The sequence below is a fragment of the Lentzea sp. NPDC036955 genome (assembly GCF_055608005.1).
This window is the reverse complement of record NZ_JBVJRC010000003.1, coordinates 652,526-676,749: the sequence shown is the minus strand read 5'-3', so window position 1 is coordinate 676,749 and position 24,224 is coordinate 652,526. Positions and strand designations below refer to the sequence as shown.

The following is a 24,224-nucleotide window of genomic DNA, read 5'->3' as shown; positions in this document are numbered from 1 at the left end:
GCGTTAATCATCCCTGTGTCGGTGGTGGAGTTCGGCGGAACGGGGCGGGGCGTCCTGCTGTTGCACGGCCTGATGAGCAGGGCCACGGCCTGGTGGCCGGTCGCGCAGTGGCTCACACCGCACGGCCGCGTGGTCGGGATCGACGCGCGGGGGCACGGCCGAAACCCGCAGCGGGGCCCCTACCGCACCGAGGACTTCGTCGCCGACGCCGCGGCGGCGATCGAGCGGCTCGGCCTCGGGCCCGCCGTCGTGATCGGGCACTCCATGGGCGGGCTGCACGCGTGGTGTCTCGCGGCGGCCCGTCCTGACCTGGTCAGCGCGATTGTGGTCGAGGACTTCGCCCCGGACAACAGGGGCCGCACGATCGACGAGTGGAAGTGGTTCTTCGACGCCTGGCCGGTGCCGTTCCAGTCGCTCGCGCACGTGACGTCGTTCTTCGGCGCGCCGGTGTTCGCCGAGTACTTCGAGGAACGCGAGGACGGCTGGCACCTGATCGCGGCGATGGACGACCTCTACGAGATCGCCGCCGAGTGGGGCACGCGGGCGTACTGGGACCAGATCGCGGCCGTCCGCTGCCCGTCGCTCGTCATCGAGGCGGGCCAGGGCGGGCAGCTGCCAGGGCAGATGGCGGCGGCGGCGCGGTCGTGCGGCGGGCAGTACCTCCACGTCCCCGAAGCAGGGCACCTGGTGCACGCCACCGCTCCGTGGGTCTACCGCGGTGCCGTGGAGGCCTTCTTGAGCACGTCGACCTCACCGGTCTGAGTGTCCACGACCGACACCTCGCGGACCTTCGCGCGGATCGGCTCGACCGGGAACACCTCGGCGAACGCCGACCGGATCGCCGCCTCGCCGACACCGTGCACGAGCGTGCAGTGGGGGACCCAGTTGCCCGGCAGGTAGTAGGCGCTGGGGTTCTTCACGTTGCCGGCCAGCACGTCGTGGATCGCCGAGTGGACGGCCAGCAGCTCGGCGTCGACGACGGCGGCGAGCATCAGCACGTTGTCGACCGCGGCGAACGTGCCCAGGTGGTGCAGCCACAGGTCCGGCAGCCAGAGCCGTTCGAGGTCCTCGCGCAGCTCCTTGCGCACCTTCTGGCCGATGGTCGTTGCCGCCGCGTAAGTGAGGTGCGGTGGGAAGCCGGGTGTTACGCCGATGCGTCGTTGCAGGTCGCGGACCTCCTTGTCCGCGTCGTCGTCGAAGAACGCCACCAGCGCGTGCATCAGTGCTCTCCCGGCAGCGCGAACAGGCCGTCGCGGGTCTGCTCGACCAGGCCGTCGTCCAGCAGCGAGACCAGGCACTTCTCCCGCTGCGTGACGTCGTTCCAGACGAGGTCGAGCTGGATCTTGGGCACCGGGCCGGGTGCGCCGCGCAGCACGTCGAGCAGCTTGCCCCGCACCTGCCGGTCGGTGCCGGCGAACTTCTGCACCTTCTTCTCCGGCCCGGCGTAGGCGGGCCGCCCGGCCAGCTGCCACGCGCACTCCGCGTACAGCGGGCAGTCGGCGCACTTCTGGTTCTTCGCCGTGCAGATCAACGCGCCGAGCTCCATCAGGGCGGCGCTGAACACGGCGGCGTCGTCCCGGTCCTCGGGCAGGATCGCCTCGACGTCCCGCAGGTCTCGCTTGGTCGACGGCGGACCCGCGTCACCGGCACCGTGCACAGCGCGCGCGACGACCCGGCGGACGTTCGTGTCCACGACGGCGCACTTCTGCCCGTACGCGAACGTCGCCACCGCACGAGCCGTGTAGCTGCCGATGCCCGGCAACGACTCCAGCGTCTCGATGTCCGACGGCACCACGTCGCCGTGGTCGCGCGCGATGGCCGTGGCCGCCTCGTGCAACCGCAGCGCGCGCCTCGGGTAGCCGAGCTTGCCCCACATCCGCAGCACCTCGCCCTGCGACGACGCGGCCATCGCACTCGGGACCGGCCACTTCGCCAGCCACTCGTGCCAGATCGGTTCCACGCGGCTCACCGGCGTCTGCTGCAGCATGATCTCGCTGATCAGCACACCCCAGGCGGTGCAGTCGGGTCGGCGCCACGGCAGGTCGCGGGCGGCGGTGTCCCACCAGCCCAGCAGCAACTCGTGATTCATCGCTCGCCATTGTCGCAAACGCACGCGGGGAGCTTTCGTACTCTCGTGGTGCACGAAGGCTCCCCGCGTGCCCCTGGAGGGCACGCGGAAGTCCGCATTCCCCTGGATGTCACGCGGGGAGTCCCGCATTCCCCTGGATGTCACGCGGGAGTCCCGCGTTCCCCTCAGGGAAACGCGGGGGCCCCGCGTGGCACGAGGTCAGGTGGCGGCGGGGTCAGGCGGCGGCGGTCTCCGCGGCGTCGACCTCGCGCAGCTCGCCGGTGTGCACGTCGTAGACGAACCCGCGGACCTTGTCGGTGTGCGGGATGAACGGGCTGCGCCGCAGGCGGGCCATCGACCCGCGCACGCTCTGCTCGACGACCTTGAACGCCTCCACGGCCCAGGTCGGCCGCAGACCGGTGTCGGACTCCAGCTCGTCCTTGAAGTCGTCCTCGGTGACCATCTCGAGGCCGCAGTTCGTGTGGTGCACCAGCAGCACCTCACGCGTGCCGAGCTTGCGCTGGCTCAGCGCCAGCGAGCGGATCATGTCGTCGGTGACGACGCCGCCCGCGTTGCGCAGCACGTGCGCCTCGCCCTGCTTCAACCCGAAGATCTCGAACACGCGGATGCGCGAGTCCATGCAGGTCAGGATCGCCACCTGCAGGGACGGCCGCGCGGAGGAACGGTCTCCGGGAACCACGTTCCCGAGCTCGTAGTTCCGCTTGAGCAGTTCGTCGATCGCGGTCATGACTACCCTCCATGGCCTACCGGCGGACCCCCGCTCGATGGAACTTCAGCGAGCGCGCGTTCACAAGGGCTTTCCGGCAATATCACGTTCACCGGATCGAGCGACGCTCGCCTACGCCTGGATTCCACGTCACCCCGCTACGTTCGGGCCGTGATCGAGCCCACAGCACCACTCTCGTCCTCGGTGTACTGGCGCCGCCGCATCGCCGCGATCGGCGCGGCGCTGGTCACGCTGCTGCTCGTGATCTGGATCGTCGGCCTCTTCGGCTCCGGCCCCGACCAGCCGTCGCAGCCCACCAACGCCGCGGCCGCCTCGGCCTCCACGCCACCGCCGACGATGTCGGAGGCCGGTGCGGCGTCCTCCTCGACGACCCCGCCGCCCGCGGTGAGCACCCCGACAGCCGCGCCGCCTCCGCCGCCCGGCCCGCCGCAGCCGTGTCCCGACGACGCGGTCGTGGTGGTCGCGAAGGTCGACAAACCGGTCTACAGCGGCGGTGACCAGCCGGAACTGTCGATGGACGTGGTCAACAACGGTCCGGCGCCGTGCATCAAGGACATCGGCCGCGAGCACCGCGAGCTGACCGTGCTGACCGCCGACGGGCACACGGTGCTGTGGTCGAGCAACCACTGCCTCGCCGCGACGGGCAGGGAGGTGCGGGTGCTGGCACCGAAGGAGGTCTTCAACTTCGGCACGAAGTGGGCCGCCTCGACCTCGCAGCCGGGGTGCGGACCGCACACCCGGCTGGGCGCCGGCGACTACCTGCTGGTGGCGAAGCTGGCCGGGAAGGCCAGCCAGCCCACCGTGTTCCGGCTGGGGAACTAGGAGCTGTTTGAAGTTTGGATCATGTGGTTGAGGTCAGGGTCCTCAACCACATGACCGCTGCCCGCAGGCGTAATCCGGCTTCGTAGCTGTGTGGTGACTTGTCATAGCGTGTGGCCAGGCCACGCCATGTCTTGATCTTCTGAAAGCAGCGTTCGACGGTGTTGCGCCGCTTGTAGAGCGTGGGATCGAAGCAGACCGGCCGCCCTCCGGCCGAGCCCTTGTTCTTCCGGTTGGCTTGCTGATCGGTCTTCTCCGGGATCACCGCGGTGATCCGCCGTCGACGCAGATAAGCCCGGTTGGCTTTGGAGGAATACGCCTTGTCCGCGGCCACCGCGCCCGGCCGGGTGCGCGGCCGACCGGCCGCGCCGGGGACCCGGATCTGGCCGAGCACGGCCTGGAATTGTGGGCAGTCCGCGGCCTGGCCGGGCGTGAGCACGAATGCCAGTGGCAGCCCGTGTGCGTCGACCGCGGCGTGGATCTTGCTGCTCAGCCCGCCTCGGGACCGGCCGAGCCCAGCCGCTTTCGCCCTGGCTTTGCGGCGCCGCCGGAGCGCGGCACGGCCCTGATCGGCAGACGTGCCCGCGCTTTCCTGATCCGCGCCCGCCTGTGATTGATCACCCGCAGAACCCGCTGCTGGGTGGGCAACGGAGCCCCTTTTTCCTCGGTCAGTGCCTGTTCCAGCGCATCGAGCGTCTCGCCGGCGATCGCCAGGCCGGCCGATTCGTGGTGAGCCCGCACGATCGTGGAGTCCACGCTGACCAGCTCAAGCCCGACCTGCCCGCGGGAGGCGGCCTCGGCGATCAGCGCGTCCATCAGCGCCTGGAACATCCCGGCCTTGGCCCAGGCGTTGAACCGGGAGTAGACGGTGGACCAGGGCCCGTACCGCTCGGGCACGTCACGCCAGCCCGACCCGGTGCGAAACCGCCACAGAATCCCGTTGAACTGATCCCGCACGCGCCGCGGCAACGGCCCCGTGGCCGCGACCGGCACATGCGGCTCGATCAACGCCCACTCGGCATCGGTCAGATCAAAACGCGCCACATTCGTGTTCTACCAGCACGCCACCGGCCAACCTAGATCCGAACTTCAAACAGCTCCTAGGCCCGGCTCACGGGCCGAACCAGCGCTCCTCCGCCCCGCCCCGCGGCGGGCCCGACGTGTTGCCGATCATCAGCTCGGTCGCGAGGTTCACCGACCGCGGCCGGGACCGCTCGTTGGCGTCGAGCAGCAGCTTGCCCGCCGCCCGCCCCTTCTCCAGCACCGGCTGGCGCACGGTCGTCAGCCCGGCCTCCTCGGCCCCGCGAATCCCGTCGAACCCGGTGACCGTGAGGTCGTGCGGCACCCGCAGCCCGCGCCGGGCCGCCTCGGTCATGGCACCCAGCGCCAGCACGTCCGAGGTGCAGATCAACGCCGTGACCTGCGGGTCCCGGTCGAGCACCTGGGCGGCACCGGAGGCACCGGACGAGGGGTTGTGGTCGAACCGCTCGACCACCGGCACCTGCGACCAGTCGACACCGGCCTCGCTGAACGCCTCGGCGAGACCGGAGAGGCGGTTGCGCTGCACGTGGAAGTGCGCGGCGTGCTGGCGGTCCGGCGTCACGAACCCGTCGTTGCGGTCGCGGGCCAGGCGCATGCACACGACGCCGATCCTGCGGTGCCCCAACGAAATCAGGTGCTGCGCGAGCTCGTACATCGCCCCGCGGTCGTCGATGCCGACGCGGTCGACGGTGCCGAGGTCGGGCTGGTCGCAGACCACCGTGGGCACCGGCCGCTCCAGCACGGCCGCGAGGTGCGGGTCGTCGTCGGGCACCGAGTAGACGACGAAGCCGTCGACGCCGGCGCGGTGGACGGACGCGACGTCCTCGCGTTCGGGGTTGGCGGGCACCAGCAGCAGGCCCGTGCCCGCGTCCTCGCACGCCAGCGCGAGGCCTTCGAGGAAGCCGATCGCCGCGGGGTCGCGGAAGGCGTAGGAGAGGTTCTCGGTGAGCAGCAGGCCCACCGCCCCCGCCTTGCGGGTGCGCAACGAGCGCGCCACAGGATCCGGGCCGGGGTAACCCAGCCTTCGGGCCGTGTCCAACACCCGGCGACGCAGCTCGGGGGAGAGCTGGTCGGGACGGTTGTACGCGTTGGACACCGTTGTCCGGGAAACGCCCAGCTCAGCGGCCAGGGAGGCCAGCGTCGCAGGACGTCGCACATGCATAGACCGCGCCATGAAAGGACCGTAACGGTTCAGAACCAATTCGTGAAGTCAGGGTGACCGGCGTCCCTCAAATGACGCATCCGCGCTGGTCGTCCCATCTGGCTTGTTCAGAATTTGGTCCAGACCAATATCCCCCGCCGGGTGTCTCACCTCGGGGCCGCTGACGACTCCCGCACGACCAGCCGCGGCCGGAACACGCGCGTGTAGTTGTCGTTGCCCTGCCTGCGCCGATCCGGGTCCAGGCGCTGCACGAGCTCGTCGATCGCGGCCGCCGCCATCTCCTCGATCGGCTGCGCCAGCGTCGTCAAAGCGGGCGAGGAGTAGGCAGCCAGCGGGATGTCGTCGAACCCGACGACGGACAGCCGATCGGGTACCGCGATCCCCCGCTGGTGTGCCTCGCGCATGACGCCCAGCGCCATGTGGTCCGACGAGCAGATCACCGCGGTCGGCGCCACCGTGTCGAGCAGCTGCGCCACCGCCTCGCCACCGCCCTCGGCGCTGAACGGCCCGTGCGCCACGTACTCCGAGCCCGCCGGCAGGTGGTTCTCCTCCAGGGCGGCGGCCCACCCGGCGCGCTTGAGCCGTGACGGCAGCGACCGCGCCGGCCCCGACACGAACCCGATCCGCTCGTGCCCGAGGTCGATCAGGTGCTTGGTGGCCAGGTAACCGGCCATCTGCTCGTCCACCGTCACGTCGGGCACGTCCAGCGCGGGCGTGGCGCCGTTCAGGAACACCATGTGCACGCCGTCGGCCAGCAGCTTCGCGTAGTAGCTCGGCCGCGGGGCCTGCCCGAGCGGGACCTCGACGTTGGTGATCTCCGGTGACACGAACACCATGCCCTCGACCCCGCGGGCGAGCAGCATCCGGACGTACTCCTCCTCGCCCATCGGCGCGCCGCTGCGGGTGTTGCACAGCAGCGAGGAGTAGCCCAGCCGCGCGGCGCGGGTCTCCAGCGCCTCCGCGAACGCCGGGAACACCGGGTTCGACAGCTCCGGCACCAGCAGGCCGATCACGCCCGTGCGCTGCAACGCGCCGAGTCCACGCGGGGTGTACGGCATCTCCGCGAGCACCGACAGCACCCGCTGGCGGGTCTCGTCGTTGACGCCCGCCCGCCGGTTCAGCACTCGGCTGACGGTCGAGATGGACACCCCGGCTGCCCTGGCGATCTCGGACAGTCCGGACACGTTGCCTCCCTGCTCAGCTTGGGTCGGCGCAAGCCTGCCGTGTCCAGAAAAATTTTGCAATGACGGTTCACGGGACGGGGCCGTTACGGCTTGGTTACGGTCGACGTCTTGACCTGACCATGGTTCGGGTAGTGAAATCGCCCGCAACATTCTCGCAAAACCTTGCAACACCTCGTCTCGCTCGGAGTCGAGGCCCCAGCTGGAGGGAACGGCAGCAACGATGCGACGGACAACCCTCGTGACCGCCATGGCGACGGGTGTCGCCCTCGTGCTCACCGCCTGCGGAAGCGGCGGATCGAGCAGCAACAGCGGATCCGACTCGGGCGAAGTGACGTTCTGGGACACCAGTGGCCCCAACGAGAGCCCCGCGTTCGCCAAGATCGCGAACGACTGCGCCTCGAAGGGCGGCTACAAGGTCAAGGTCGAGACGCAGGCGTTCGACACGGCGCTCGCGAACTACAAGACCGCAGCCCAGGGCGGCCAGGGCCCCGACGTCTTCCGCGCCGAGGTCGCCTGGGTGCCGCAGCTCGCCAAGCTGGGCTACGTCGCCGACCTCTCCGACACCGACCTCGCGAAGGACACCGGCGACTTCCTGGAGGCCCCGCTGGGCTCCACGAAGTTCGAGGGCAAGACCTACGCGGTGCCGCAGGTGACCGACTCCCTCGCGCTGCTCTACAACAAGAAGAAGCTCGCCGACGCGGGCGTCGAACCGCCGAAGACGTGGGACGAGCTCAAGGCAGCGGCCGCCAAGCTGGGCGGCGAGAAGGCGTTCTTCCTCAACAACGACGCGTACTACGCGCTGCCGTTCATCTACGGCGAGGGCGGTGACCTGGTCGACGCCTCCGCGAAGAAGATCGTGGTCAACTCCGAGAAGAACGTGAAGGCGCTGCAGACCGCGAAGGGCCTGCTCGACTCGAAGGCCGCGTTCACCTCGCTCGACGCCGGCAACTCCTACACCACGATGCAGGCCGCGTTCTCCAGCGGCGACGCCGCCATGGTGATCAACGGCCCGTGGGCGGTGGCCGACTACCTCAAGGGCACCGCGTTCACCGACCCGGCCAACCTCGGCATCGCGCCGGTCCCCGGCCCGACCGCGGGCAAGGGCAGCGCACCGGTCGGCGGCCACGACTACACGATCCGCCAGGGCACCAAGGCGAAGCAGTCGTCGATCAAGTTCGTCCAGTGCATGGCGTCGGCCGAGTCGCAGGCCGCCATCGCCAAGGAGCTGGGCCTGCTGCCGACCCGCAAGTCGGCCTACCAGAACGCCGACGTCAAGGCCAACGCCGTCGTCTCCGCGTTCGAGCCGGTCACCAAGGTCGCGCACGAGCGCGCCTGGATCCCCGAGGGCGGCCAGCTGTTCGACCCGCTGAAGATCGCCTACGCCGACGTCCTCGCCGGCAAGAAGGAGCCGAAGGCCGCTCTCGACGACGTCGCCAAGGCGTACAAGGAGCAGGTCGTCACCGAGTACTCGATCGGCTGATTGGTGTTGGACGGCCGGGGCCTGCCGCCCCGGCCGTCCGCCTGGGGTTCGGAGGAGATCGGTGCGTCGGTTCCTGGACCGGTACTGGTACGCGTATGCGATGGTGCTGCCGGTCGTGGTGGTCATCGCGGTGTTGGTGCTCTACCCGCTCGCGCAGGGCGTGTTCTTCACCTTCACGAACATCAACGAGGGCAACATCGCCAACCCGGTCCTGGACCGGCCCGCGTCCTACGACGTGGTGGGCTTCAAGAACTACCTCAACGTCCTGTCCGGCGGCGACTCCTACGGCGCCTTCTGGGGCACGCTGGTCCGCACGCTGATCTGGACGTTCGCCTGCGTGTTCTTCCACTACACCATCGGCCTGGGCCTGGCGATGCTGCTCAACCGCCAGGTGAAGGGCCGCTCGCTCTACCGCGTGCTGCTGATCCTGCCGTGGGCCGTGCCCGCGTTCATCAGCGCGTTCGCCTGGAAGTACATGTTCAACGCGCAGTACGGGATCATCAACCAGGTCCTGCGCGCCGTCGGACTGCCCGACCCGGTCTGGCTCGGCCAGTCCGACTGGGCCCTCGTGTCCGTGATCATGGTCAACGTCTGGCTGGGCACGCCGTTCATGATGGTGGCGCTCCTGGGCGGCCTGCAGTCGATCCCCGGCGACCTCTACGAGGCGGCGGAGATGGACGGCGCGACGCCGTGGCAGCGCTTCCGCCACGTGACCCTGCCCGGCCTGCGCTCGGTGTCGTCCACGGTGATCCTGCTCGGCATCATCTGGACGTTCAACATGTTCCCGGTGATCTACCTGGTGGCGGGCCCCAACCCGAACACCCGCATCCTGGTGACCTACGCGTTCGAGCGCTTCTTCTCCGGCGCGTCCCGCGACTACGCCATCGCGTCGACCTACGGCGTGCTGATCCTTTCGGTGTTGTTGGTGTTCGCCGCCGTCTACCGGCGGGCACTGCGCAAGCAGGGCGAGGTGTGGTGACGTGACGCTCGATGCTTCGTCCCTCCAGGTGGTCAAGGCCCCCGAACGCCGCCTGAGCCGGTCGGACCGCTCCGCCGGGTCCTCGATCCTGTTGCACGCCACGCTGATCACCGCGTCGGTCATCTCGGTGTTCCCGATCTTCTGGGTGTTCGTCACCTCGCTGAAGCCCGACGCCCGCGCCGTCGAACCGACGCCGAAGCTGTGGAACGAGTCCTCGTTCGACAACTACAGCCGCGTGCTGGCCGGCGAGAAGGGCGACTTCCTCGCCTGGTTCGGCAACTCCGTGGTGATCGCACTGCTGACCACCGTGCTCGGCGTGTTCATCTCGGCCACCGCCGGCTACGCGGCCTCGCGCTTCCGGTTCCCCGGCAAGCGCGGCCTGATGATGTCGTTCCTGCTGGTGCAGATGTTCCCGTTCGCGGTCCTGATCGTGCCGCTCTACAACATCCTGATCGCGTTGGGGCTCAACGGTTCCAGCATCGGCCTGGTGCTCGTTTACTGCACCACCGCGGTGCCGTTCTGCACGTACATGCTCAAGGGCTACTTCGACACGGTCCCCGCCGACATCGACGAGGCCGGCCGCGTGGACGGCCTGTCGCCGTTCGGCGTGTTCTGGCGGCTGATCATGCCGCTGGCCAAGCCGGGCCTCGCGGTGACGTCGTTCTACGCGTTCCTCACGGCGTGGGGCGAGGTGGCGTTCGCGTCGGCGTTCCTGTCGGCGGCGGACGAGTCGAAGACCCTGGCCGTCGGGTTGCAGGTGTTCGTGCAGCAGAACCGCACCGAGTGGGGCCACCTCGCGGCCGCGTCCATCCTGGTCGCCATCCCGGCGATCGTCGTGTTCTACCTGGTGCAGCGGTTCCTGGTGACCGGGCTCGCGTCCGGTGCCGTGAAGGGCTGACCGCGGGCGGCGCGTGAGAGCGCGCTCATCCATGCTGTCGGACGTAAGCGCTTGCGTTGCGAACTCGCGCAACGCAAGCGCTTACGGCCATTCCCGTAAGCGCTTGCAATGCATAACGTCGCGCCCAGACAAGCGGTGAAAGGTGCGTCACATGGCAGAGGTGTCCTACGTCAAGGCGTCGAGGGTGTTCTCCGGCAACCCGCCGGTGCGCGCGGTCGACGAGCTGTCGCTCGAGGTCGCTGACGGCGAGTTCCTGGTGCTCGTCGGCCCGTCCGGTTCCGGCAAGTCGACGGCGCTGCGCATGCTCGCCGGCCTCGAGGACATCGACGAGGGCGCCATCCACATCGGCGGCAAGGACGTCACCAACGTCCCGCCGAAGGGCCGCGACATCGCCATGGTGTTCCAGTCCTACGCGCTCTACCCGCACATGACCGTCGCCGAGAACATGGGCTTTGCGCTCAAGCTCCGCGGCGTCAACAAGACCGAGATCAAGGCGAAGGTCGAAGAGGCCGCCAAGATGCTCGACCTCACCAAGTACCTGGAGCGCAAGCCGAAGGCGCTCTCCGGTGGTCAGCGCCAGCGCGTCGCCATGGGCCGCGCCATCGTCCGCGAGCCCTCCGTGTTCCTCATGGACGAGCCGCTGTCCAACCTGGACGCCAAGCTCCGCGTCGAGACCCGCGCCAACATCGCCGCCCTCCAGCAGCGCCTCGGCACCACCACGATCTACGTCACGCACGACCAGGTCGAGGCCATGACGATGGGTCACCGCGTCGCCGTGCTCAAGGACGGCCTGCTGCAGCAGTGCGACACCCCGCGCGCGCTGTACGACCGCCCGGCCAACGCGTTCGTCGCGGGCTTCATCGGCTCGCCGGCCATGAACCTCAAGACCGTGCCGATCACGTCCGAGGGCGCGAAGCTCGACGGCGTCATCGTGCCGCTCTCGCGTGACGCGATCGCCGCCGCCGGTGGCCTGGACGAGGTCACCTTCGGCATCCGCCCCGAGGCCCTCGGCATCGTGCCGTCGGGCGAGGAGGGCATGGAGATGACCGTCGAGCTGGTCGAGGAGCTCGGCGCCGACGCGCTCGTGCACGGCGCCGTGAAGATCGGCGACTCGTCGCAGCGCTTCGTCGTCCGCGTCGACGGCCGCACGCCACCCACCCTGGGCCAGCACGTCAAGGTCGCCGTGCGCGACCACAGCGAGATCCACCTGTTCCACCCCGAGACGGGCGACCGCCTGGAGGCGTGAGTCACACGCGAAGGCCCCCGGCGTGACCGCCGGGGGCTTTTTCATGTCGTAAGCTGAACTCGACAACGGTTTCCATTACCTGATCGAGGGACGGCGTGATGACTCTCCGCAACGCTCTGGTCGGCACTCTCGCCGTCGTGAGCCTGGCAGCCTGCGGCACGACCACGCCGGCCGCGGACAACGGCAAGATCAAGGTGGTCACCTCCACCAACGTCTGGGGCAGCGTCGTCGCCGCCGTCGGTGGTGACGCGGTCGAGGTCAAGGCGCTGCTGGAGGACCCCGGCGCCGACCCGCACTCCTACGAGAGCAAGCCCGCCGACGCCGCACTGGTCAAGGACGCCAAGCTCGTCGTGTTCAACGGCGGCGGCTACGACGACTTCTTCGCGAAGCTGATCACCAGCGACGCCACCAAGAAGGTCGAGGCGTTCCCGCTGCGCGAGCACAGCCACGCCGAGGAGCCGGCCACCTCCACCGCCACCACGACCTCCGAGGCGCCCGCCGCGGACGACCACGGCCACGAGCACGGCGAGAACGAGCACGTCTGGTACGACCTGCACACCGTCCAGGCCGTGGCCGAGGCCGCGGCGAACGAGCTGAGCGCGCTCGCACCGGACAAGAAGGCGACGTTCGAGAGCAACACCCAGAAGTTCACCGCCGCGCTGGAGGACCTGGAGAAGAAGGTCACGGGCGTCGGCGCCGGCAAGAAGGTCGCCGCCACCGAACCGATCGCCCACTACCTGCTCGACGAGGCCGGCGCCGAGGACGCGACCCCCGAGGCGTTCAGCAAGGCCGTCGAGGAGGAGTCCGACGTCCCCGCCGCCGCGCTGGCCGAGATGAACCAGCTGGTCGAGGGCAAGAAGGTCAACGTGCTGGTCAACAACACCCAGACCGAGAACAACGTCACCAAGCAGCTCGTCGAGAAGGCCAAGGCGGCCGGTGTGCCCGTCGTCGAGGTCACCGAGACGTTGCCCGCGGGAACGACCGGCTACCTTGACTGGATGAGCAAGCAGGTGGACGCCCTTTCGCAGGCGCTCAAGGCATGACCGCGATCTCGCTGCGCGGCGCCCGGCTGTCCTACGGGGACAGAGTGCTGTGGGACTCCCTCGACCTCGACGTCGAACCCGGTGAGTTCCTCGCGGTGCTCGGCCCGAACGGCTCCGGCAAGACGAGCCTGATGCGCGTGCTGCTGGGCCTGCAACCGCTGTCCTCGGGCACGGTCGAGGTCAACGGCGGCAACCGCGCCATCGGCTACATCCCGCAGCAGCGAGCGCTCGACCAGTCCATGACGCTGCGCGGCCGCGACCTCGTCGGCCTGGGCCTCGACGGCTACCGCTGGGGCCTGGGCGTACGAGGTCGCGCCGCCCGCCGCATCCGCGTCGACGCGGCCATCGAGTCCGTGGGCGCCACCCGCTACGCCGACTCCCCGATCGGCCTGCTGTCCGGCGGCGAACAACAACGCCTGCGCGTCGCCCAAGCCCTCGTCGGCGACCCCACCGTGATGCTCTGCGACGAGCCACTCCTCTCACTCGACCTCGCCAACCAGCGCGTGGTGAGCGAGCTGATCGACAAACGCCGCCGCGAAGCCGCCACCGCCGTCCTCTTCGTGACGCACGAGCTGAACCCGGTCCTGCCACTCGTGGACCGGGTCCTGTACCTGGTCGGCGGCCGCTTCCGCATCGGCACCCCGGAAGAGGTCATGACCTCCGCGACCCTGTCCGAGCTGTACCGCACACCGGTCGAGGTCGTGCGCGTGCGCGACCAGATCCTGGTCGTCGGCGCCGGCGCCTGCGAGGAACAGACCCACCACCTGTCGGCAGGGGCCGCGTCGTGACCGCCTCCTCGTCCTCCACCCGTTCGTCGGCGGGAGCCGCGTCGTGACCTTCTTCGACCTCCTCGCCCTGGACTTCGTGCAGACCGCCCTGATCGCCGCTGCGGTCCTCGGCCTGGTCGCGGGCGCACTGGGCCCGTTCATCGTGACCCGCAAGATGGCCTTCGCCGTCCACGGCACCTCCGAACTCGCCTTCACCGGCGGCGCGGCCGCGCTGCTGCTCGGCGTCGGCGTCGGCTACGGCGCACTGGCCGGCTCGATCATCGCCGCGGTCCTCCTCGGTGTGCTGTCCCGCCGCGAGAGCGACCGCGACTCGGTGATCGGCGCGATCCTCGCCTTCGGCCTCGGCATGGGCATCCTCATGCTGGCCCTCTACAAAGGACGTTCGTCGAACAAGTTCGGCCTGCTGGTGGGCCAGATCGTCGGCGTCGACTCGACCGACCTGCAACTGCTGGTGATCTCCTCCGCAGCCGTCCTCGCCGTGCTGGCGGTGATCTACCGCCCCCTGTTCTTCGCCTCGGTCGACCCCGACGTGGCCGTCGCACGCGGCGTGCCGGTCCGCGGCCTGTCGATCGTGTTCGCGGTGCTCATAGGCGTCGCGACGGCGCTGTCGGTGCAGGTCGTGGGCGCTCTGCTGGTGCTGGCCCTCATGATCACCCCCGCCGCGGCGGCCATGCGGCTGACCGCGTCACCGGTGCGGGCGATCGTGCTGTCCGTCGTGTTCGCCGAGGTCGCCGCGGTGGGCGGAATCCTGCTGTCGCTGCAGCCCGGGCTGCCGGTGTCGGCGCTCGTCACGGCGGTGAGCTTCGTGATCTACCTGGTCTGTCGTGGGATCGGGGCTGTGCGGACCGGGGCTTCGCGGGCTGCGTGACAGGCCGCGGGTTGTCGCTCGGACGGGTGAATCCTGTCCGGATTTGCCTCGATCGTCGTCTGGTAGATGTCCGGGAAGCATGGTCATCTTCGCCCCGTGAGGAAGGAAGCGCGGGGGAGGCGGCAGGGGAACGTGGGGTTCTCATGGGAACGAGAATCAGCGAGTGCTGAGGGTTCGGCAGGCAGGATGATCGGGTCGCGCGGTCCGGGGCCGTGGCGTGAGGTCGCGGGCATGGGGTCGCGGGCGTGAGGGCGTGCCACTGGGCACGAGGCGCCATGGGTGTGAGACGCCACGGGCATGACGGCTGCCCCGAGCTCAGGCGGTCTCGGCCCAGACCGTGGTTGCTCGGACCGTGGTGTGCTCGGACCGTGCCTCGCCCGGAGCGCGCAGGCACCCGGCGAAGCGGCGACCCAGCCCGAACGCGGCTCAGGCCGAACGTGACGTGATGGGCTTCGTGACGTCGTCCGCCCGAGGAGCCGGCATCAACCGCGGCGGAATGTCCAGTCCGGCCACCCGGACCTGGTTGCGCCCGTTCTCCTTGGCCTTGTACAGGGCGGCGTCCGCGGAGTGCTGCGCGGTCGCCATGTCCGGGCCGTTGTCCGGGATGACGGCCACGCCGATGGACGCGGAGATGGCGCGCAGCGAGTCGCCGTCGGGTTCCGAGGGCTGGATCTCGCGGCCGTAGAGGGTCACCACGTTGCGGTGCTTGTCGGTGGTCGGGACGGCGAGACGGCCGATGGCCTCGCGGATGCGTTCGGCGATCGTCACGCCCTGGGCGACCGGGGTGTCCTTCAGGGCCACGACGAACTCCTCGCCGCCGTCGCGGCCGGCCACGTCGCCGGGGCGGAGCTTTTCGCGCAGGATGCGGCCGACCTCGGCCAGGACCGCGTTGCCCGCGGGGTGGCCCCAGGTGTCGTTGATGCGCTTGAAGTGGTCGAGGTCGATGACGAGGACGGTCATCGGGACGCCGTCGAGGCGGCAGCGTTCGGCGAGGCGGCCGGCGTACTCGGCGAGGCCGTTCGTGTTCAGCAGGCCCGTGCGGTAGTCGGTGTGCGCGTCGGCGGCGAGGCGTTGGTGGAGCTGCTCCTGTTCGCGCAGGAGTCGTTCGAGATGCGTGCGGCGCTCAGCCGCCCGGGACAACAGTGCGTTCACCAAGATCACGGGGACCACCAGCAGCAGGGGGCCGACCCAGTGGGAGGTCATGAGCATGCCGAGCATCGCGCCCGCGCCGAGCGTGCTCATCTCCAGCATGTTGTCGACGCGGGAGCCGAGGAACTCGAAGACCTTCGAGTTCGGGGTCACGATCTTGAACGCGACCGCCACGGTCATCACCTGGACGAACCAGTACACGAGGGCGGCTATCGCGAGGACCAGGACCAGGCCGAGGTCGGTGGGCACGTTTCCGGTCGCGGCCAGCGAGACACCCGAGAGGTGCACGAGCGCCCACGACAGCAGGGTGGAGGCCAGCATGGAGGCGGTGCCGAAGACGAAGCGGTACGGCTGGCGGCGGGCGATCGGCTGGATCAGGATGCGCATCCAGATCGTGGCGACCACCGCGAGGCCACCGGGCAGGGCGACCGCGGCGGCGAAGGTCCAGACCGATGTCAGGTCGATGTGGGGACCGGAGGCCTCGTTGCGGCGGGCCTCCTCGGCTCTGCGGACGATCGTCAGGTGGATCGTGATCGCGGCGATCAGCGCGCCGAAGCGCAGCCAGTCCGTGGTGGCGACCGGGGTGAGATTCGTCAGCAGCCAGATGGCGGCGCCGGTGACCGCGGCTTCGAGCACGAAGAAGTACGCGATCGCGCTGGGCGCAACGGTCCAAAGGTCCCAGTTGCGAATCGGAGTCAAGCCGAGTGCCCGCGATCGCCCGCGATCAGTCAAACTGTTCTTCACCACGACCCCCTACGCTCATGACACATCATGAGCAAGCCGCTGCTGACCCGGTCGTAGACCACCGCGCTGCTGCTCGTCGCAACGAGGAGGTGTCCTGCCATGAGCAACCGTGACTTCTGAACACCACCCTCCTCAATGCTTCGCCCGGAACCTCCGCGTTTGAGGTGCCTCCTCGATCGGGATATCGCTATTGGTGACCGTTCTGTTTCAGATTGCCACCGTCTTGCTGTCCGCGCGACGCCGCGCCCGGCGCCAGGCGAAGGTGGCCTGTGTCGCCAGCAGCAACCCGATGCCCCCCGCGCCCGCGATCGTTGCTGTGATCGAACCGACCGAATGGGCGACGACACCGGCCAGCGCCATTCCGCCGCCCTGGCTCGAACGCAGTGCCGCGCGCCCAATGCCATAGGCCCTTCCGCGGTACTGGTCGGGAAGTAGTCGCATCCACGCCGAACGAGCGGGTGTGTGATAAGCCCCGCCTATACCGGCGATGACCAACAAAACGATCGTCCACGTCAGGTTCGGGTTGAACGCGAACATGATCAACGGCGCCAGCGACAGGATCGCGAGCGGACCGATCAGGCGTTCCCGCTTGGCCGGGTCCCGCACGATGCGGAACAGCAACGCCACGCCGAGCACGTTCGCGGCCGGCTCGATCGCGAGGATCAGGCCCACCGCCCACACCGCGTCCAGGCTGGCCGCCAGCGGCACCGCCAGGCCTTCGGGGACCATCGCGAGCCCGGCCAGCAGCCGGACGCCCAGCAGGGTCCTCAGCCGCGGCTCCGTCACCATCAACGTGAGCACGCCGCGCGGCTCTTCGTCGTCCTTCTTCTTGCGTCCCAGCGGGTCCGCGGCAGGGCGGTGCTCGACCGACACCTGCACCAGGATCGCCAGGGCGGCGAACGTCACGGCGTTGATCGCCAACGCGATGCCGGGGTTCGTGTGGGCGACGAGGAAACCGGCGGCGGCGAGCCCGGCCATCTGAGCGATGTCCACGGACGTGCCGAAGAGCGCCACACCGTCGTCGTAGCGCTTGGCCGGCAGCACGTGCGGGAGGCTCGCCTCCTGGGCCGCCAGGTACGGCGAGGAAATCGCCAGCACCACGACCAGCAGCACGATCATCGCCCACAGCGGCATGCCGGGAATCGCCATCGCGGCCATGAGCACGGCCTGCATCCAGGCCGTCGTCACCATTACCGTGCGTCGCGGGAACCGGTCGGCGACCCAGCCGAGCAACGGACCCGAAATCAGCGGCGGGAAGAGCGTCAACGACCAGGTGAGCGCGGTCCACGCTGCGGATTGTGTTCGTTCGAACACGAGCAGCGACAATGCGACCGCGGCGAGTTGGTCACCGGCGGTCGAAGCGGTGGACCCGATCCACATGGCGCGGAACTCACGCAAACCCACGAGCTCGCGGAGCGCGCCTCGGGTCGTCATGCGTGTCCTCGGCGCGTCGCGGCCCGGCCGTGGCGAATCAGCTCGTCCTGATTCGTTCTACGCCGAGTCACGTCGCCCCCGCCGGTGGTAATCAATTCCTATCGACAATCACGGTAGAAGCTGCCTGACCGTTCAACGTCTGTCCTACCACAGTGTGTACCTAAACGGAGCAGGCCAGTTACCTAAAGTAGTTACAATAGCGAAACGCAGGCCTGATCTTCTTCACAGTTGACCTCGGATTCGCCTGGTTGGAGCCCAAATGGTCACGCAACGTGTCGCGTGGTGCCAATCGGTCCTCACCGGCTCGGCCAACCGGTGCAATCAGCTCCAACCGTCGTCCGCCGACTCCCGGCGGGTGCGGCAACAAAGGAACAGATGCGAAGGTACCCGCGCTCGGGAGTACCCGCGTAATAGGCCACGCCGATTGTCATCGCGGTCACCCGCAAGTGGCTGGCAACAGTTAAACGAGAACGTTTTCCCGCTCGCGGTCCGGCGTGGGTCCGCGAGCAGGAAAATGATCATTGACGTCGACTGCCGAGCCGTCTTTTCGTGGCGTGGCAGGGACTTGCGTCAGCCCTTGGCCGCGACCCGGCGACGGCGCGCCACTTCCGCGAGCACCACTCCGGCGGCGACGGAGGCGTTCAGCGACTCCACGCCCGTGGCCATCGGAATGGACACCGTCTGGTCGCAGGTCTCCTTCACGAGACGCCCGAGACCGCGACCCTCCGAGCCCACGACGACCACCAGCGGACCGGTCGCCAGTTCGAGGCCGTCGACGTCCACGTCGCCGTCCGCGTCGAGCCCGACGATCATCAGACCGGCCTCAGCCCAGTCACGCAGGGTGCGCGTCAGGTTGGTGGCCATCGCGATCGGCAGCTTCGCCGCCGTGCCCGCGCTGGTGCGCCAGGCAACCGCGGTCATCGACGCGCTGCGCCGCTGCGGCAGCACCACGCCGTGGGCACCGAACGCCGCCGCGGACCGCACGACCGCACCCAGGTTCCGCGGGTCCGTCACACCGTCCAGCGCCACCAGCAACGGCGGCTGGGTGGAGCGCTGCGCCTGCTCCAGCAGCTCGTTCGGCGTGGCGTACTCGAACGGCGGCACCTGCAGGCCGAGGCCCTGGTGCATCGCGCCACCGGTGATCCGGTCGAGCTCACCGCGGGCCACCTCCAGCACGGAGATGCCCCGGTCGGCAGCCAGGCGCACGGCCTCGGCCACGCGGTCGTCCGCGTCGATGCCCAGCGCCACGTACAGCGCCGTCGCGGGCGTGCCCGCACGCAGGCACTCCACGACGGGGTTGCGGCCGGCCACGGTCTCGGCCTGGGCCTTCTCGGTCTTCTGGCGGCGCTGCGTCTTCACCGCGTCGCTCTTCGCGACCGCCTTGGCCCGCTTGTAGGCGGGGTGGTTCGGGCGGTCCGTCGCCTTCGGGGTCGGACCCTTGCCCTGCAGCCCCTTGGACTTCTGCCCGCCGGAACCGACGACCGCGCCCTTCTTCGAGCCCGGATTGCGCATCGCGCCCTTGCGCTTGGAGTTGCCAGCCACGGAAGTCAGTCGTCCTTCAAAGTCCACTGCGGACCGTCGGGGGTGTCCTCGACGGCGATGCCCGCCTCGTCCAGCTGCTCGCGCAACGCGTCAGCGCGCGCGAAGTCCCTGGCCTTGCGGGCTTCCTGGCGCTCGACGAGCAGTCGATCCACCAGCGTGGTCAACGCCTGCCGCATGCCGGTGTCGGCGGACGACGCGTTGTTCCACTTCGGCGACAACGGGTCGACGCCGAGGATGTCGGCCATCCGGCGGACGCACTCGGCGGCCTCGCGGGCCGTGGTGTCGTCGCCGTCGGCGAGCGCGGTGTTGCCCTGGCGCACCTTGTTGTGCAGCGCGGCGAGCGCCTGCGGGGTGCCCAGGTCGTTGTCCATGGCCGCCACGAAGTCGGGGCACAGGGGACCCGCGAGGTCGATCGGGCCGAGCCTCTCCACCGCGCGGCGCAGGAACGACTCGACGCGCCGGTACCCGGTCACCGCGTCCTGCAGCGCGTCCCCGGAGTACTCGATGTTCGACCGGTAGTGCGGGCCGACCAGGTAGTAGCGCAGCTCGGCCGCGCTGACGAGCTTCAGCATCTCCGGGATCGACACCACGTTGCCGAGCGACTTCGACATCTTCTCGCCCGACATCGTCACCCAGGCGTTGTGCATCCAGTAGTTCGCGAAGCCGTCACCGGCCGCGCGCGACTGCGCCTGCTCGTTCTCGTGGTGCGGGAAGATCAGGTCCAGCCCGCCGCCGTGGACGTCGAAGGTGCTGCCCAGGTACGTCGTGGCCATCGCGGAGCACTCGAGGTGCCAGCCGGGCCTGCCGTTGCCCCACGGCGTCGGCCAGGACGGCTCACCGGGCTTCGCGGCCTTCCACAGCGTGAAGTCGCGCGGGTCGCGCTTGCCGCGGACCTCGGTCTCGCCCTGCTGCTGGTCGTCGATCTTGCGCCCGGACAGCGCCCCGTACTCGGGGAACGAGCGCACGTCGAAGTAGACGTCGCCGTCGACGTCGTAGGCGTGGTTCTTGTCGATCAGCCGCTGCATCAGGTCGACCATCTGCGTGACGTGCCCGGTCGCGCGCGGCGCGTACGACGGCGGCAGGCAGCCCAGCGCGTCGTAGGCGCTCTCGAACGCGAGCTCGTGCGTGTACGCCCACTCCCACCAGGGCCGGTCGTTCGCCGCGGCCTTGGTGAGGATCTTGTCGTCGATGTCGGTGACGTTGCGGACCAGCGTGACGTCGGCGCCGTCACGCCCCAGCCAGCGCCGCAGCACGTCGAAGTTCAGGCCGCTGCGGACGTGCCCGATGTGCGGGACGCCCTGCACGGTCGCCCCACACACGTAGATCGACGCCGTTCCGTTGACCTGCGGGTGGAACTCCCGCATGCTCCGGCTCGCGCTGTCGTAGATGTGGAGGCTCACACGGGAATGGTACGGGCCACATCCAGGAGCGCAGTGGGCCGGTCACTCGTCGGAACCGGATTGACGAGCCGGAAGGAGCAACCGACGGCTTCCGCTCCGCCGTCCGCCTCAGCGCTGTCGCCGACCATCACGGCGTTCGCCGGCGCGACGCCGAGCCGTTCGCAGGCGGTGGTGAAGATCTTCGGGTCCGGCTTGACCACGCCCTCCTCGTAGGAGAGCACGAACTCGTCCACCAGGTGCGTCAGCCCGTGCAGCTCGAACACGGACCGGATGTCCCACCCGATGTTGCTGACGACCGCGACCGGCACGTCGGCCAGGTGCTCCAGCGTCGCCTTCACGTCCGGGTAGGGCCGCCACGACTCGGGCGAGATGAGCTGCTCGTAGAACGCCTCGGCGTCCGGCACGAGCGCGTCGCGCAGCACCTTCACGTGGACCCAGCGGTGGACCTCGGGGTCGAGGTCGCGGCGGAACCAGGCGTCGGCCAGCTCGGGGTCCACGCCGTCGGCGATCCCGACCGGTGCGGTGAGCGCCCGCATCAGGTCGCCGTTGGACTCCAGCCCGGGGTGCTCGAGCCGGAAGAGCGTGCCGGAGAAGTCGAAGAGAGCGGCGCGGATCGTCACGCCGCGACTCTACGTGCCGCCGGGCTAGTTGGTCTGGACCTTTGTGAGCTCTGCCTCGACCTCGGCCGGGTCGTAGTCGATGGTCAGCCGCAGCTCACCGGACCCGCGCGCGTCCGCGAACCGGCGCACGAACTCGTCGATCTGCGCCAGCGGCTGGTCGGCGAGCCGCGCGGTGGCGGCGTAGAGGGGGCGGAACTTCTCCGGCGTGGCGGTGCCGCGCAGCTCGGCGGCCCAGGTCAGCAGGTTGTCGTAGACCTCGACGAACATCGTGGCCAGCCGGGTGATCTTCTCCTCGTCGCCCCTGTGGCCGTTCGCTCCGAACGCCAGCAGCTGCCGCTGCGGGGACAGGACCTCGGCGATGGCGTTGATGATGTTGTCGAACGCGCGCGTGCGGGCCGCGAAGTAGTCGAGCGCCTCGGTGTCCGTGGTGAACGTGCGGACGTTCCTCGCGAACGCCATGTCGTGGTCGACCCGCTTGCTCTGCAACCCGCGCAGACCCGCGCGCACGGTGTCCGCGAACAGGGCGTACTCCCAGCCCTCCGCCCGCTGCGGCGGGGTGGCGGTGCCGAGCTTCCTCGCCACCATCTCGGCGAGCCGCCGGGGGGTGACCCTGGCGGCGTCGAGGTAGCCGACACCCGTGCGCAGGCCGGGCAGCTCCGTGGCGTCGAAGCGCACCGGCAGCACGTACTCGTCGTCCTGGGTCATGGCCCGGTCGAACGCGCTCTGGCGCTCGTGCTTGGTCCACATCTTCGCCGCGTAGTGCCGCGAGACGAACATGACGCAGAAGCGGGACTCCTTGCGGTAGACCTCGTCGAGGTACTCGGTGAGGTTCTTGCCCCACAGGTCGACCTGCTCGTCGTCGTCGTAGAAGACCTTGACGCCCAGCTCCTTGAGGTGGCGGGCCACCTCGTCGACGTAGGTGCGGTCCTCGCCGGCGAACGACAGGCAGACGTCGTACTTGGTCACCGCGCGAACTCTAGTGGTGGGAACCATCACGTCCGGCGGGAAGTTCTCCGTTCATGAGCCCGGGCTACCTCTTCGCGCTGTCCCTGCCGGCGTTGGTCGCGGCCCTGTTCGTGTTGGCGGTGGTCGAACGGGTGGTGCGCCGCAGGAAGGGCACGCCGATGGCCACCGCGGGCATCGGGGAGCTGGGCGCGACGTTCGAGCCGGGCAAGCGCGACGAGGTCGAGTTCCGCAAGGAGGAGCGGCAGCTGCGCGACGAGGAAGGCGACGCGGCGCCGCCGAGGAGCCGGGTCGACCTGGACGGCGGCACGGCCGTGCTCAGGCTGCCGGACTAGGGGACGGGCACCAGCAGTGCCGTGGCGATCGCCGCGATGCCCTCGCCGCGACCCGTGAGGCCCAGGCCGTCCGTCGTGGTGCCGGCCACCGACACCGGGCCGCCGACGGCCGCGGACAGCGCGTCCTGCGCCTCCTCGCGGCGCTTGCCGATGCGCGGCGCGTTGCCGATCACCTGCACTGTGGCGTTTCCCACACGGTATCCGGCCTCCTCGACGAGCCGGCGGACCTCGGTGAGCAGCACCACACCGTGGGCGCCCGACCAGCGCGGGTCCGACGTGCCGAAGACCGCGCCCAGGTCGCCCAGGCCAGCGGCGGAGAGCAGCGCGTCGCACAGCGCGTGGGAGGCGACGTCACCGTCGGAGTGGCCCGCGCAGCCGTCCACGCCCTCCCACAGCAGCCCGGCGACCCAGCACTCACGGCCTGCCTCGATCGGGTGGACGTCGACGCCCTGGCCGATTCTCACTCTCGTTCCCCCGCGAACAGTGCCGCCGCGACCGCGAGGTCGAACGGCGTGGTGATCTTCATGGCGTGCGCGTGGCCGGGAACCGTGTGGACCTCGCCACCGTTCTTCTCCACAAGACCTGCGTCATCAGTCGCGGCGACACCGGAGCCATAGGCGGCTTTGAGAACGTCGACGCGGAAACCCTGCGGGGTCTGCACGACCCGCAGGCCGGCACGGTCGGGCGTGGAGACGACCACTCCGACCTCGTCCACCTGTTTGATCGTGTCGGCGACGGGCAACACCGGGACGACGGCGTCGTGACCGTCGCGCACAGCGGCCACGACCCCGGCGATGACCTCGGGAGGGGTGAACGCACGAGCGGCGTCGTGGACGAGCACGATGGAGGTGTCGGGCACCACGCGGAGCGCGTGGTCGAGGGCGAGGCGCACCGAGTCGGTGCGTTCGGAGCCCCCTGAAAGCACGTGCACCGCCCCGCCGGCCGGGGCCAGCGAGGCGGTAGCGGTGTGCACTTGGTCCACATCGGACGGTGGAGCTGCGATGACGACGTGCTGGACCTGACCCGACGCGAACAGGCCCTGAACGGCACGGGTCAACAGCGGTGTTCCGTTGACCGGTACCAGCGCCTTGGGCATTCCGTAGCCCAGGCGCTCACCTCGCCCTGCCGCAGGCACGAGCGCGACAACACTCATGTGCGGCGTTATCCGATGCTCAGTGTGTTCTGCCGAGAACTACGAGGCCGTGGCGAGAACTTCGTCGAGGAGGACCTCGGCCTTGTCCTCGTCGGTGCCCTCGGCCAGCGCCAGCTCGCTGACCAGTATCTGCCGCGCCTTCGCCAGCATCCGCTTCTCGCCGGCGGACAAACCGCGATCCTTCTCGCGCCGCCAGAGGTCGCGCACCACTTCCGCAACCTTGTTCACGTCGCCGGAGGCGAGCTTCTCAAGGTTGGCCTTGTACCGCCGAGACCAGTTGGTCGGCTCCTCGGTGTGGGGAGCGCGCAAGACCTCGAAGACCCGGTCGAGTCCCTCCTGGCCGACAACGTCACGCACGCCGACGATCTCGGCGTTGTCAGCGGGAACCCGAACGGTGAGGTCGCCCTGCGCCACCTTGAGGACGAGGTACTTCTTCTCCTCGCCCTTGATAACGCGGGTCTCGATTGCTTCGATGAGAGCGGCACCGTGGTGCGGGTAGACGACGGTCTCTCCGACCTTGAAAACCATGTGTCCTCTGCCCCTTTCGCTTCCTCCATCCT

Annotated in this window: 24 protein-coding genes and 1 pseudogene; 10 read left to right on the top strand and 15 right to left on the bottom strand. The window is 69.4% G+C overall.

The window, feature by feature from the left end; translation table 11 throughout:
• Positions 1-15: 15 nt before the first annotated feature.
• Positions 16-762: an alpha/beta fold hydrolase gene (locus ACZ7CF_RS12470; protein WP_470369598.1), complete on the top strand. Its 747-nt coding sequence runs from the start codon at positions 16-18 to the stop codon at positions 760-762.
• Here the strand turns inward: ACZ7CF_RS12470 and ACZ7CF_RS12465 are convergent.
• The 3 genes from ACZ7CF_RS12465 to ACZ7CF_RS12455 all read right to left on the bottom strand — a co-directional run bounded on the left by ACZ7CF_RS12465 (position 711) and on the right by ACZ7CF_RS12455 (position 2,816).
• Positions 711-1,220, bottom strand: a complete 510-nt coding sequence (locus tag ACZ7CF_RS12465) for a 2'-5' RNA ligase family protein (protein ID WP_470369597.1) — start codon at positions 1,218-1,220, stop codon at positions 711-713. The two genes, ACZ7CF_RS12470 and ACZ7CF_RS12465, sit on opposite strands and share 52 nt — an antisense overlap.
• Positions 1,220-2,089 carry an A/G-specific adenine glycosylase gene (locus ACZ7CF_RS12460; protein WP_360385264.1) on the bottom strand — a complete coding sequence of 290 codons (870 nt, stop codon included), beginning with the start codon at positions 2,087-2,089 and terminating at the stop codon, positions 1,220-1,222. The genes ACZ7CF_RS12465 and ACZ7CF_RS12460 overlap by 1 nt, the downstream gene beginning before the upstream one ends.
• Before the next feature lie 214 nt (positions 2,090-2,303).
• Positions 2,304-2,816, bottom strand: coding sequence for a beta-class carbonic anhydrase (locus ACZ7CF_RS12455; RefSeq protein WP_458429621.1), 513 nt, complete (start codon positions 2,814-2,816; stop codon positions 2,304-2,306).
• A gap of 150 nt (positions 2,817-2,966) precedes the next feature.
• On the opposite strand from ACZ7CF_RS12455, the gene ACZ7CF_RS12450 reads away from it, so the two are divergent.
• Positions 2,967-3,638 (top strand): hypothetical protein, encoded by a 672-nt coding sequence (locus ACZ7CF_RS12450; RefSeq protein ID WP_470369596.1) that lies wholly within the window; start codon positions 2,967-2,969, stop codon positions 3,636-3,638.
• A gap of 19 nt (positions 3,639-3,657) precedes the next feature.
• Here the strand turns inward: ACZ7CF_RS12450 and ACZ7CF_RS12445 are convergent.
• The 3 genes and pseudogenes from ACZ7CF_RS12445 to ACZ7CF_RS12435 form a co-directional block, all read right to left on the bottom strand.
• Positions 3,658-4,679, bottom strand: a pseudogene (locus ACZ7CF_RS12445) (IS5 family transposase).
• Between the two features lie 67 nt (positions 4,680-4,746).
• Positions 4,747-5,850, bottom strand: coding sequence for a LacI family DNA-binding transcriptional regulator (locus ACZ7CF_RS12440; protein ID WP_360385270.1), 1,104 nt, complete (start codon positions 5,848-5,850; stop codon positions 4,747-4,749).
• 134 nt (positions 5,851-5,984) lie between these two features.
• Complete coding sequence (locus tag ACZ7CF_RS12435; RefSeq protein ID WP_360385272.1) at positions 5,985-7,022, bottom strand: LacI family DNA-binding transcriptional regulator; 1,038 nt, start codon at positions 7,020-7,022, stop codon at positions 5,985-5,987.
• A gap of 220 nt (positions 7,023-7,242) precedes the next feature.
• Here ACZ7CF_RS12435 and ACZ7CF_RS12430 point away from each other — a divergent pair, with 220 nt between their 5' ends.
• From ACZ7CF_RS12430 to ACZ7CF_RS12400, 7 genes are all read left to right on the top strand, one after another.
• Positions 7,243-8,502: an extracellular solute-binding protein gene (locus ACZ7CF_RS12430; protein ID WP_360385274.1), complete on the top strand. Its 1,260-nt coding sequence runs from the start codon at positions 7,243-7,245 to the stop codon at positions 8,500-8,502.
• Between the two features lie 61 nt (positions 8,503-8,563).
• Positions 8,564-9,481, top strand: a complete 918-nt coding sequence (locus tag ACZ7CF_RS12425) for a carbohydrate ABC transporter permease (protein ID WP_470369595.1) — start codon at positions 8,564-8,566, stop codon at positions 9,479-9,481.
• A 1-nt stretch (position 9,482) separates the two neighbouring features.
• Positions 9,483-10,379 carry a sugar ABC transporter permease gene (locus ACZ7CF_RS12420; protein ID WP_470369594.1) on the top strand — a complete coding sequence of 299 codons (897 nt, stop codon included), beginning with the start codon at positions 9,483-9,485 and terminating at the stop codon, positions 10,377-10,379.
• Positions 10,380-10,530: 151 nt separating this feature from the next.
• A complete protein-coding gene (locus ACZ7CF_RS12415; RefSeq protein WP_360385278.1) occupies positions 10,531-11,625 on the top strand; it encodes an ABC transporter ATP-binding protein in 1,095 nt (364 codons plus the stop codon).
• Positions 11,626-11,723: 98 nt separating this feature from the next.
• Positions 11,724-12,668, top strand: coding sequence for a metal ABC transporter solute-binding protein, Zn/Mn family (locus ACZ7CF_RS12410; RefSeq protein WP_360385280.1), 945 nt, complete (start codon positions 11,724-11,726; stop codon positions 12,666-12,668).
• The gene (locus ACZ7CF_RS12405) at positions 12,665-13,456 is read left to right on the top strand and encodes a metal ABC transporter ATP-binding protein (RefSeq protein ID WP_360385282.1); all 792 of its coding nucleotides are present in this window, start codon (positions 12,665-12,667) and stop codon (positions 13,454-13,456) included. The genes ACZ7CF_RS12410 and ACZ7CF_RS12405 overlap by 4 nt, the downstream gene beginning before the upstream one ends.
• A gap of 43 nt (positions 13,457-13,499) precedes the next feature.
• Positions 13,500-14,324, top strand: coding sequence for a metal ABC transporter permease (locus ACZ7CF_RS12400; protein ID WP_360385284.1), 825 nt, complete (start codon positions 13,500-13,502; stop codon positions 14,322-14,324).
• 426 nt (positions 14,325-14,750) lie between these two features.
• On the opposite strand, the gene ACZ7CF_RS12395 is transcribed toward ACZ7CF_RS12400, so the two are convergent.
• The 6 genes from ACZ7CF_RS12395 to ACZ7CF_RS12370 form a co-directional block, all read right to left on the bottom strand.
• Complete coding sequence (locus tag ACZ7CF_RS12395; RefSeq protein ID WP_360385286.1) at positions 14,751-16,172, bottom strand: GGDEF domain-containing protein; 1,422 nt, start codon at positions 16,170-16,172, stop codon at positions 14,751-14,753.
• A gap of 252 nt (positions 16,173-16,424) precedes the next feature.
• A complete protein-coding gene (locus ACZ7CF_RS12390; protein WP_360385288.1) occupies positions 16,425-17,651 on the bottom strand; it encodes an MFS transporter in 1,227 nt (408 codons plus the stop codon).
• A gap of 570 nt (positions 17,652-18,221) precedes the next feature.
• Positions 18,222-19,193 (bottom strand): 23S rRNA (guanosine(2251)-2'-O)-methyltransferase RlmB, encoded by a 972-nt coding sequence (rlmB, locus tag ACZ7CF_RS12385; RefSeq protein WP_360385290.1) that lies wholly within the window; start codon positions 19,191-19,193, stop codon positions 18,222-18,224.
• Positions 19,194-19,198: 5 nt separating this feature from the next.
• Entirely contained in the window at positions 19,199-20,593 is a 1,395-nt protein-coding gene (cysS, locus tag ACZ7CF_RS12380) for a cysteine--tRNA ligase (RefSeq protein ID WP_470369593.1), read from the bottom strand.
• Complete coding sequence (locus ACZ7CF_RS12375; RefSeq protein ID WP_470369592.1) at positions 20,590-21,213, bottom strand: HAD family hydrolase; 624 nt, start codon at positions 21,211-21,213, stop codon at positions 20,590-20,592. The genes cysS and ACZ7CF_RS12375 overlap by 4 nt, the downstream gene beginning before the upstream one ends.
• Positions 21,214-21,237: 24 nt before the next feature.
• On the bottom strand, positions 21,238-22,179 hold the full coding sequence (locus ACZ7CF_RS12370) for a toll/interleukin-1 receptor domain-containing protein (protein ID WP_360385296.1): 942 nt from the start codon (positions 22,177-22,179) through the stop codon (positions 21,238-21,240).
• A gap of 53 nt (positions 22,180-22,232) precedes the next feature.
• On the opposite strand from ACZ7CF_RS12370, the gene ACZ7CF_RS12365 reads away from it, so the two are divergent.
• A complete protein-coding gene (locus ACZ7CF_RS12365; protein ID WP_360385298.1) occupies positions 22,233-22,511 on the top strand; it encodes a DUF6191 domain-containing protein in 279 nt (92 codons plus the stop codon).
• On the opposite strand, the gene ispF is transcribed toward ACZ7CF_RS12365, so the two are convergent.
• The 3 genes from ispF to ACZ7CF_RS12350 are packed head-to-tail and all read right to left on the bottom strand — an operon-like array spanning position 22,508 to position 24,192.
• Entirely contained in the window at positions 22,508-22,975 is a 468-nt protein-coding gene (gene ispF, locus ACZ7CF_RS12360) for a 2-C-methyl-D-erythritol 2,4-cyclodiphosphate synthase (RefSeq protein ID WP_360385300.1), read from the bottom strand. The genes ACZ7CF_RS12365 and ispF overlap by 4 nt on opposite strands.
• Positions 22,972-23,664: a 2-C-methyl-D-erythritol 4-phosphate cytidylyltransferase gene (ispD, locus tag ACZ7CF_RS12355; RefSeq protein WP_360385302.1), complete on the bottom strand. Its 693-nt coding sequence runs from the start codon at positions 23,662-23,664 to the stop codon at positions 22,972-22,974. The genes ispF and ispD overlap by 4 nt, the downstream gene beginning before the upstream one ends.
• Before the next feature lie 39 nt (positions 23,665-23,703).
• Complete coding sequence (locus ACZ7CF_RS12350; protein WP_065915127.1) at positions 23,704-24,192, bottom strand: CarD family transcriptional regulator; 489 nt, start codon at positions 24,190-24,192, stop codon at positions 23,704-23,706.
• Positions 24,193-24,224 lie beyond the last annotated feature (32 nt).

Coding starts and splice junctions, on each gene's coding strand:
- ACZ7CF_RS12465 (WP_470369597.1), bottom strand. CDS start 1,220: ATGCACGCGCTGGTGGCGTTCTTCGACGACGACGCGGACAAGGAGGTC.
- ACZ7CF_RS12460 (WP_360385264.1), bottom strand. CDS start 2,089: ATGAATCACGAGTTGCTGCTGGGCTGGTGGGACACCGCCGCCCGCGAC.
- ACZ7CF_RS12455 (WP_458429621.1), bottom strand. CDS start 2,816: ATGACCGCGATCGACGAACTGCTCAAGCGGAACTACGAGCTCGGGAAC.
- ACZ7CF_RS12440 (WP_360385270.1), bottom strand. CDS start 5,850: ATGGCGCGGTCTATGCATGTGCGACGTCCTGCGACGCTGGCCTCCCTG.
- ACZ7CF_RS12430 (WP_360385274.1), top strand. CDS start 7,243: ATGCGACGGACAACCCTCGTGACCGCCATGGCGACGGGTGTCGCCCTC.
- ACZ7CF_RS12415 (WP_360385278.1), top strand. CDS start 10,531: ATGGCAGAGGTGTCCTACGTCAAGGCGTCGAGGGTGTTCTCCGGCAAC.
- ACZ7CF_RS12410 (WP_360385280.1), top strand. CDS start 11,724: ATGACTCTCCGCAACGCTCTGGTCGGCACTCTCGCCGTCGTGAGCCTG.
- ACZ7CF_RS12405 (WP_360385282.1), top strand. CDS start 12,665: ATGACCGCGATCTCGCTGCGCGGCGCCCGGCTGTCCTACGGGGACAGA.
- ACZ7CF_RS12390 (WP_360385288.1), bottom strand. CDS start 17,651: ATGACGACCCGAGGCGCGCTCCGCGAGCTCGTGGGTTTGCGTGAGTTC.
- ACZ7CF_RS12365 (WP_360385298.1), top strand. CDS start 22,233: ATGAGCCCGGGCTACCTCTTCGCGCTGTCCCTGCCGGCGTTGGTCGCG.
- ispD (WP_360385302.1), bottom strand. CDS start 23,664: ATGAGTGTTGTCGCGCTCGTGCCTGCGGCAGGGCGAGGTGAGCGCCTG.
- ACZ7CF_RS12350 (WP_065915127.1), bottom strand. CDS start 24,192: ATGGTTTTCAAGGTCGGAGAGACCGTCGTCTACCCGCACCACGGTGCC.